7 protein-coding genes and 1 pseudogene are annotated in these 7,248 nt (G+C 72.4%); 4 read left to right on the top strand and 4 right to left on the bottom strand.

The window, feature by feature from the left end:
• Positions 1-225: 225 nt before the first annotated feature.
• The 3 genes and pseudogenes from ABT247_RS30065 to ABT247_RS30075 all read right to left on the bottom strand — a co-directional run.
• A pseudogene (locus ABT247_RS30065) lies at positions 226-516 on the bottom strand (DUF1330 domain-containing protein); the annotation flags it as partial.
• Between the two features lie 33 nt (positions 517-549).
• A complete protein-coding gene (locus ABT247_RS30070) occupies positions 550-1,983 on the bottom strand; it encodes an MFS transporter (protein ID WP_350748767.1) in 1,434 nt (477 codons plus the stop codon).
• Positions 1,980-2,438, bottom strand: coding sequence for a MarR family winged helix-turn-helix transcriptional regulator (locus tag ABT247_RS30075; protein ID WP_350748770.1), 459 nt, complete (start codon positions 2,436-2,438; stop codon positions 1,980-1,982). Before ABT247_RS30075 ends, ABT247_RS30070 begins: the two co-directional genes overlap by 4 nt.
• 345 nt (positions 2,439-2,783) lie before the next feature.
• On the opposite strand from ABT247_RS30075, the gene ABT247_RS30080 reads away from it, so the two are divergent.
• The 3 genes from ABT247_RS30080 (at position 2,784) to ABT247_RS30090 (ending at position 5,403) form a co-directional block, all read left to right on the top strand.
• Positions 2,784-3,509, top strand: coding sequence for a VC0807 family protein (locus tag ABT247_RS30080; RefSeq protein ID WP_350748773.1), 726 nt, complete (start codon positions 2,784-2,786; stop codon positions 3,507-3,509).
• Between the two features lie 168 nt (positions 3,510-3,677).
• On the top strand, positions 3,678-4,838 hold the full coding sequence (locus ABT247_RS30085) for an FAD-dependent oxidoreductase (protein WP_350748776.1): 1,161 nt from the start codon (positions 3,678-3,680) through the stop codon (positions 4,836-4,838).
• Between the two features lie 67 nt (positions 4,839-4,905).
• Complete coding sequence (locus tag ABT247_RS30090) at positions 4,906-5,403, top strand: GNAT family N-acetyltransferase (RefSeq protein WP_350748779.1); 498 nt, start codon at positions 4,906-4,908, stop codon at positions 5,401-5,403.
• A 63-nt stretch (positions 5,404-5,466) separates the two neighbouring features.
• Here the strand turns inward: ABT247_RS30090 and ABT247_RS30095 are convergent, their stop codons facing one another.
• Positions 5,467-6,375: a LysR family transcriptional regulator gene (locus ABT247_RS30095; protein ID WP_350748782.1), complete on the bottom strand. Its 909-nt coding sequence runs from the start codon at positions 6,373-6,375 to the stop codon at positions 5,467-5,469.
• Positions 6,376-6,498: 123 nt separating this feature from the next.
• On the opposite strand from ABT247_RS30095, the gene ABT247_RS30100 reads away from it, so the two are divergent.
• Complete coding sequence (locus tag ABT247_RS30100) at positions 6,499-7,203, top strand: type 1 glutamine amidotransferase domain-containing protein (protein ID WP_350748785.1); 705 nt, start codon at positions 6,499-6,501, stop codon at positions 7,201-7,203.
• The last annotated feature ends 45 nt before the right edge of the window (positions 7,204-7,248 follow it).

The raw sequence follows: 7,248 nt of genomic DNA on the forward strand, positions 1-7,248 counted from the left end.
GCGTGGCCCGGCTCGGCGGGGGCGGGCAGGCCGCGCGACTCGTCGAAGGCCTGGTCGTGGGCGGCCCAGGATCTGGGTCGTCGGGACTGGGCAGATTGCGGAGGTTGCGGGGCGGCGCCGGCGCTGATGCGCGGGTGCGCGGCGACCTGGCCGGCCGCCTCCCCGCCGCACCAGCGGAAACCAAGGTGGTGGATCTTCAGCGAAGATCCACCTGGACCTCGGTCGGTCGATGCCTTCGACGATCCGGAAGTCGCGCTCGACCCCGGCCGAGAGAACGACCAGCGCCTCCTGGTAGGCCGCACTCTCGCGGGCCGCGACGGCCTGCTCGAAGCTGTCGAACTCGACCAGGATGGTGCGCTCGGCGATTCCGGCGTCGTGTGCGACGACCCGGCCGCCACGGACGATCGTCCGACCGCCCGCCGCCTTGACGGCCGGACCGGCCAGCTTGTCGTAGGCGGCCAGCTTCTCGGGGTCTGCAATGGTGCGGTAGACGCTGACCCAGTAGCCCTTGGGCATGGAACCTCCGGTGTGAGGACGAGTGCATCTGACTTACGGGTTGGTCCCGGACGCGCTTCGGCGAGCGAGAGCGAGGCTTGTCAGCGTTGTGATCGCCATGGCGCCGATGCCGACCAGCGCCGCGGTGGTGTAGGAGCTGTCGTCGGGGAAGAGGTGGCCGGGGCCGGTGCCCGCGGTGAGGATCAGGCCGCCGATGGCGCTGCCCAGGGAGTACCCGACGCTGCGGACGACGTAGTTGAAGCTCATGGCGCTCGACGTCTCGTTCTTGGGGGTGGTGGCCAGGATGACCCCGGGCATCGCGGCCGAGAACCCACCGACGCCGAAGCCGAGCACGCCCATCGCCGCGAACAGTTCGGCCAGGTTCGACCGGGCCGCCGCGAACAGGGCGAACCCGGCGCCGACCACGACGGCACTGCCGGCCAGGAGCAGCGGGTCGGCGATCCGCGTCCGGACCCGCGGTGTCAGCTTGCCGGCGCCGAACCCCAGCACCGAGAACGGGACGAGGACCAGCCCGGCGACGAAGGTCGTCAGCCCGAAGCCGTAGCCGGCGCCGTGCGGCGTCTGCGCGTACCGGGTGACGAGCGTGAGCAGGAGGTACATGCCGATCCCGCCGACGAACATGGCGAGGTTCGCCCCGGCGACCGCAGGGTGGCGCACCGCCCGCACATCGACCAGCGGCGCCGCGCTGCGCAGCTCGACGACGGCCCAGACGCAGAGCAGCACCACCGCGGCGACGGCGAGGCCGGCCGCCACGGCGAGGTGCCGACTCCACAGATCCCGTTCGCCGGCGAGGAACAGCACCAGGAGCAGCGCAGCGGCCAGGACGACCGCGCCTGTCACGTCCACGCGGGCGGAACGGCCTTCGGGGGCATCGGGCATGGAGCGCCACGCGGTCAGGAGGGCGGCGGCGGTGACGGCCAGGCCGAGGCCGTAGGCGGCCCGCACCCCGCCGAGCTCGGCGAGCAGTGCGGCCAGCGGGTAGCCGACACCGGCCCCGATGATCGAGACCACCGAGATCAGGGAGATCACCGCCGCGCTGCGCTCCTCAGGGAGGTGGTCGCGGGCCACGCCCATCATCAACGCCGTCAGGCCGAGCCCGACGCCCTGGGCCGCCCGGCCGGCCAGCAGCCACGCGAACGGCAGCGGCAGCACGGTGAGCGCACTGCCGGCGACGACGACCGCCAGTGTGACGAGGATCGTGGCCCGCCGGTGCGGGCCGGCTCCGAGCCGGCCCAGGACCGGCGTGGCGACGGCGCCGCTGAGCAGCGAGACGGTCAGCGACCACTGCGCGCTGCCGAGTGAGACGTGGAACGAGGTCGCCACGCTGGTGATGAGCGGCGTCCCGAGGCTGGCGACCGCCGCCACGACCAGGGCGATGAATATCAGGGCGGGGACGAGCAGCCGCGGCTCCGGACGTGCCACCGGGGACGCCTTCACCGCGACCGCGCCGTCCGGCTGCCCGGTCACTGCTCCGCTCCTTCGCGGTCCTGGCTGTCGAGCTCTGCCAGGTGCTGCAGCGCCGGAAGGGCGGCCATCAGCGCCTGGACCTCGTCGCCGGTGAGCCGGCCGATCAAGCGCTCGAACGCGTGGACGCCCGCCTGGCGCCGCGTCCGGACGTAGGAGGCGCCGGCCTCGGTCAGGCACACCAGCGTGACCCGCTTGTCGGACGCGTCGCCCCGCCGTTCGACCAGGCCGGACTCCTCCATCATCCGGACCAGGGTGGTCATCGCGGGCTGGGTGACGCCCTCGACCGCGGCCAGATCGGTGATGCGCCGCGGTCCGGTCCGGTCCAGGGTGGCCAGGGTGGCGGCGGACGTCAGGCTCATGTCCCGGGGCAGGCGTCGCGCGGCCCTGGTGGCCAGGCCGTAGAGGGCTGCGCCGATGGCGGCGGACGCGCCAGGAGGGGTGTCTTGACGACTCATGCTCGAAGCATAGCGTGTTTATATTCAAAGTCTATGTAAATGGGCGGCGGCTACTGGCGCTGCTGGAGCTGTACGTCGACGCCTTGCTGTGCATGGACCACTGGTTCCTCCCGGGTAGGGCCACCAGGCGACGATCCACCTGCCCGCCGCCGTCCCGAAGGTCCGTCCCAGGGCGCGCCGTACACCGCGGCGGACCTGCGGAGACTTTGATCCGTCAGCAATTCGCGGTGACAGCTGTCATACGGATCCGGGCACAGGAGTCACTGACGGGAGGTCAGCTCCGCGCGGCAGGCTGGGCGCACGCGAACAGTCACCGAGCACACCCGGCAGAGGAGCAGACAAGCCATGGACAAGAAGCCCGCCGCGCCGCCCACCAACCCCGTGACGGCGGTCCTCCGTCCGCTGGTGGTGGATGTCGGCATTCCGCTGGCCGTCTCCTATCTGCTGCACTCGGTGCTCGGGTTGAGCCAGATCGTCTCGCTCGCGTTGAGCAGCGTGGTGCCGGTGGTACGGACGGTGGCCAGTCTCGTCTCCCGGCGGTCGGTCAATGGGATGGCCGGTCTGATGCTGCTGGTCAACACGGCGGGGATCGGGCTGTCGCTGGTGTCCGGGGACGCGCGGCTGGCGGTGGCCAAGGACGGTGCACTGAGCAGCGTGGTGGGCATCGCGATGGTCTGTTCGGCCTTCACCGGGCGACCCATGGTGAGCGCAGCGCTCAAGCCTGTTCTCACCAAGGGCGAGCCTGTCAGGATCGCGGCCTGGGACCGGCTGAGCGCAGGGTCGGCCCGGTTCCGGCGGGCCGAGCGGGGGTTCACACTCGCCTGGGGCCTGTCGCTGGTCGGTGAGTGCGCGGCCCGGGTCGTGGGTGCCTACACGCTGCCGGTGTCGACGATGGCCTGGCTGTCGACGGTCTTCCTGCTCGGAGCGTTCGCGGTGGCCTTCGTCGCCGGTGCGCCGTTCCACAACCGGATCGAGAAGCTGGTCGAGGCCGGGGCCGCCGCGTCCGGTGCGGCAGAGCGCTTCGACACGGAGGATCCCGCGTGCGGGGCCCCCGTGACCACCGTTGCGTGAGGTCGGCGCTGCGCCGGGCAGCACCAGCGGGCAGCCCGGGCGCCACGGCTCCCACCGTGCACCACGGGCCGGCGCCGACCTCGCTCGCTCCGTACTCGGCCGCGGTCATCCTCCTTTCCCCGCGTCGCTGACGCCCACACCGGACCGGACGAACAAAGGACAACACGCATGAAGGTCATGGTGGCCGGAGCCGGACTCGGCGGGCTCTGCCTGGCCCACGGACTTCTCCGAGCCGGAGTGGACGTGCGCGTCTACGAGCGGGAGAACGCGGCACACAGCCGCTACCAGGGCTTCCGGATCGGTCTGAACGAGCACGGTCTCGCCGCTCTGCACGAGTGCCTGCCACCGCGGCTGCACGCCCTGCTGGCGGCCGTCACCGGGCCGATGGCAGGCGAGCGGCTGGTCCTCGACCGGCAACTCCGCGAGATCCGGCGACTCGGCGCGGTGGATGGCGGGACGGCCACCGACCGGCACGTGCTGCGCCAACTGGTGCTGACCGGGCTGACCGGGCGCGTCGAGTTCGGCAAGGCCGTGACCGGCTACGCCGAACGCGCGGACGGCACGGTCGAGGCCCGCTTCGGCGACGGCACCACCGCGACCGGTGACCTGCTCGTGGGCGCGGACGGCATCGGATCGGCAGTACGCCGCCAACTGCTGCCCGAGGCCGAGGTGGTCACCCTCCCCGGCAACGCCATCCTGGGACGCACCCCCCTCACCGAGCGGTTCGCCGCCCTCGTACCGGGCTTCGGCACCATCGTCCACGGCCCCGGCGTCGTCATGCTGCTCGGCCGGATGGAGTTCCGCCGTCCCCCGAGGCTCGCCGCGGCCGAGCTGGCCCCCGACGTCCTGCTGCCCGACACCGGCGACTACCTGCGCTGGGTCGTCATGTTCCCGGTGCTCCGCTCCCGCGAACCCGGCGGCTGGCCGGCCGTCCGCGACCGGTTGCTAACCCTGCTCGACGGCTGGCATCCGGACCTGCTCCACCTCGTCCGCCGGGCCGACGTCGGCAACAGCTCGCCCCTGACCGCCCGTTGTGCCAAACCGGTGCCGCACTGGGGCGGTACCCGCCGGGTCACCCTGCTCGGCGACGCGATCCACCCCATGCCGCCGAGCGGCGGCCAGGGCGCCAACACGGCGCTGCGCGACGCCGCACTGCTCTCCCGCTCACTCGCCGCCGTCCAGCACGGTGAGGCCGAACTCCCGGCCGCCGTCGCGCAGTACGAGCTCCGCATGCTCGACTACGGCTTCACCGCCGTAACCGAAAGCCTGCAACACCTCCCGGACTTCACCCCCACGCGCCAACCGGACGCTGCAGCCGCCCAGGTCTGACCCCAGGGTCGCGCAGTAGCCTGCAGTCGACGAGGTCCAGCGGTACCACCACCCCTATGGAACTGACATGACAGAGAACACGAGCGGAGCCATGGTCATCCGTCCGGCTCGGCCCGAGGACGCGCGGGCCGTCGGAGACATCTGGTACCGAGGATGGTGCGACGCCCACCTGGGCAACGTTCCCGAAGCCCTGCTCGCCGTACGGACGCAGGAGTCGTTCGCCGTGCGCGCCGTGCAACGCGTCGGTGACGCGGTCGTCGCGGTCGTCGGTGGTGCGGTGGCGGGCTTCGTGATGGTGGTCGACGACGAGGTCGAGCAGGTGTACGTGGCCGGCAACCACCGGGGAAGCGGCGTGGCCGCGGCGCTGCTGGCGGAGGCCGAGCGACTCGTCGTGGCCGGCGGTCATGGGCGGGCCTGGCTGGCGGTGGTGGCCGGCAACCTCCGGGCCCGCAGGTTCTACGCCCGCAACGGCTGGGAGGATGCGGGGATCTTCGACCACCACGCGCCGAGCGACGAGGGTCCCGTGCGCGTGCCCGCCCATCGTTACGTCAAGCGCCTGACCTGACGGCGGCACGACGGATCCGCCGGCCACCGGGAAGCCTCGGTCTGCGCTGATCGGCCGAGGCGGTTACAGGGCGCCCCAGGTGGTGGCGCGGTCGATGAGGCGCGTTCGCAGGTGGTGGACGGGCGGGGCGAGGGGGCCGGAACGGGTGACGAGGTAGAGGGTGTTGAGCGGTGGGACGGGGCTGCGGTGGAGCTGTTCCAGTGCGCCGGAGTGGAGGGCGGGTTCGGCCAGGTAGCGGGGGAGGACGGAGATGCCCGCGTCGGCGACCACCGCGGTCAGGACCGCGCGGAGGTCGGGGACGATGACGGCCACCTGGTTGGGGGGACGGCGGCCGAACTCGCTCCGCCAGTAGCGGCGGATGATGGGCAGTTCCTCGGCGTAGGCGACCAGGGGGAGATGGGCGAGGGCGGAGACCGGGTCCTCGCCGAGGTGGCCGGTGTCGATGGACCGGGCCGCGGTGGGGCTGCCCACCAGGACGAACTCCTCGTCGACGTACGGCATCGCGGCCAGTCCCGGCATGGACAGCGGTGGCCGGATCGAGGACACCACCAGGTCGAGCCGGTCCTCGGCGAGGAGGGCGAGCAGCGGTTCGGCCTGGTCGAGGGTGAACACCAGCTCCAGGCCGTGGCGGGTCAGGGAGGTCAGGGCCGGCAGCAGACGGGCGGTGGCGAATTCGGCCGCCGCTCCGAGTCGTACGGTGCCGCGCAGGGCGCTGTCCGCGTCGTCGTCCGTGAGCGCGTGGCGCAGGCCGTCCAGGTGGGGGCCGACGCGCCGGGCCAGTTCGTGGGCGAGGGGTGTCGGCTGCGCGCCGCTGCGGGACCGGGTGAACAGGGCGCCGCCCACCTGTTCCTCCAGGCGCACTAACTGCCCGCTGACGGCGGGCTGGGACAGGCCGAGCGCCTTCGCGGCGCCCGTCAGCGAGCCCCGGCGGTAGATCTCCAGAAAGGTGGCGACCAGATCCAAGTCCTTCACGCAACCGACGATACATAAGCGTTCTTATGACGGCGACGTGCCGTGCCCGCTTTCCCGAGGCACTCTGGGGAGGTCCCTCGCGGACATCACCCGTATCTCCCTTCCGAATCGAGGACGCGTCCCATGGCAAAGATCCTGATGATCATTTCGGCCGCCGACACCCTGACCCTGGCTGACGGCAGCACCCACCCCACCGGGTACTGGGCCGAGGAGGTCGCCGTCTCGCACCAGGTGCTGACGGAAGCGGGTCACACCGTGCGCATCGCCACCCCGGGCGGCGCCCGGCCCACCGTCGACGCGATCTCGCTCGACGCGCGCGGTGGTGTCGACGCCGCCGACGCCGCCGGGTTCAAGGCGTACCTGGAGTCCATCGAGGCGGACCTGGCGGCCCCGCTCGACCTCGGCGCCGTCCGCGCCGCCGACTACGACGCCCTGTACCTGCCGGGCGGCCACGCCCCGATGGCCGACCTGGCCGATGACGCCCGCCTCGGCGCCCTGCTCGCCGATGCCGACGGCCGCGGCCAGGTGATCGCCGCGCTGTGCCACGGCGTCGCCGGGCTGCTCAGCGCCACGAAGGAGGACGGCGCCTTCGTCTTCGCCGGCCGTAGCCTGACCGGCTTCACCGACGAGGAGGAGAACCAGGGCGGACTGGGCGACCAGGCTCCCTGGCTGGTGGAGAGCCGGCTCGCCGAGCGCGGCGCCGACGTCAGGACCGGCGCGGCCTGGTCCGACACCGTGATCGTCGACGGCAACCTGATCACCGGGCAGAACCCGCAGTCCAGCGGGACCACCGCCAAGCAGGTCCTCGCGGCCCTGCCCGACGCCTGACCGGGCACCGCCACCACCACGGGCCGGGGGCTCGACGGACCCCGG

The organism is Kitasatospora sp. NPDC001539 (genome assembly GCF_040298565.1).
Lineage (GTDB): Bacteria > Actinomycetota > Actinomycetes > Streptomycetales > Streptomycetaceae > Kitasatospora.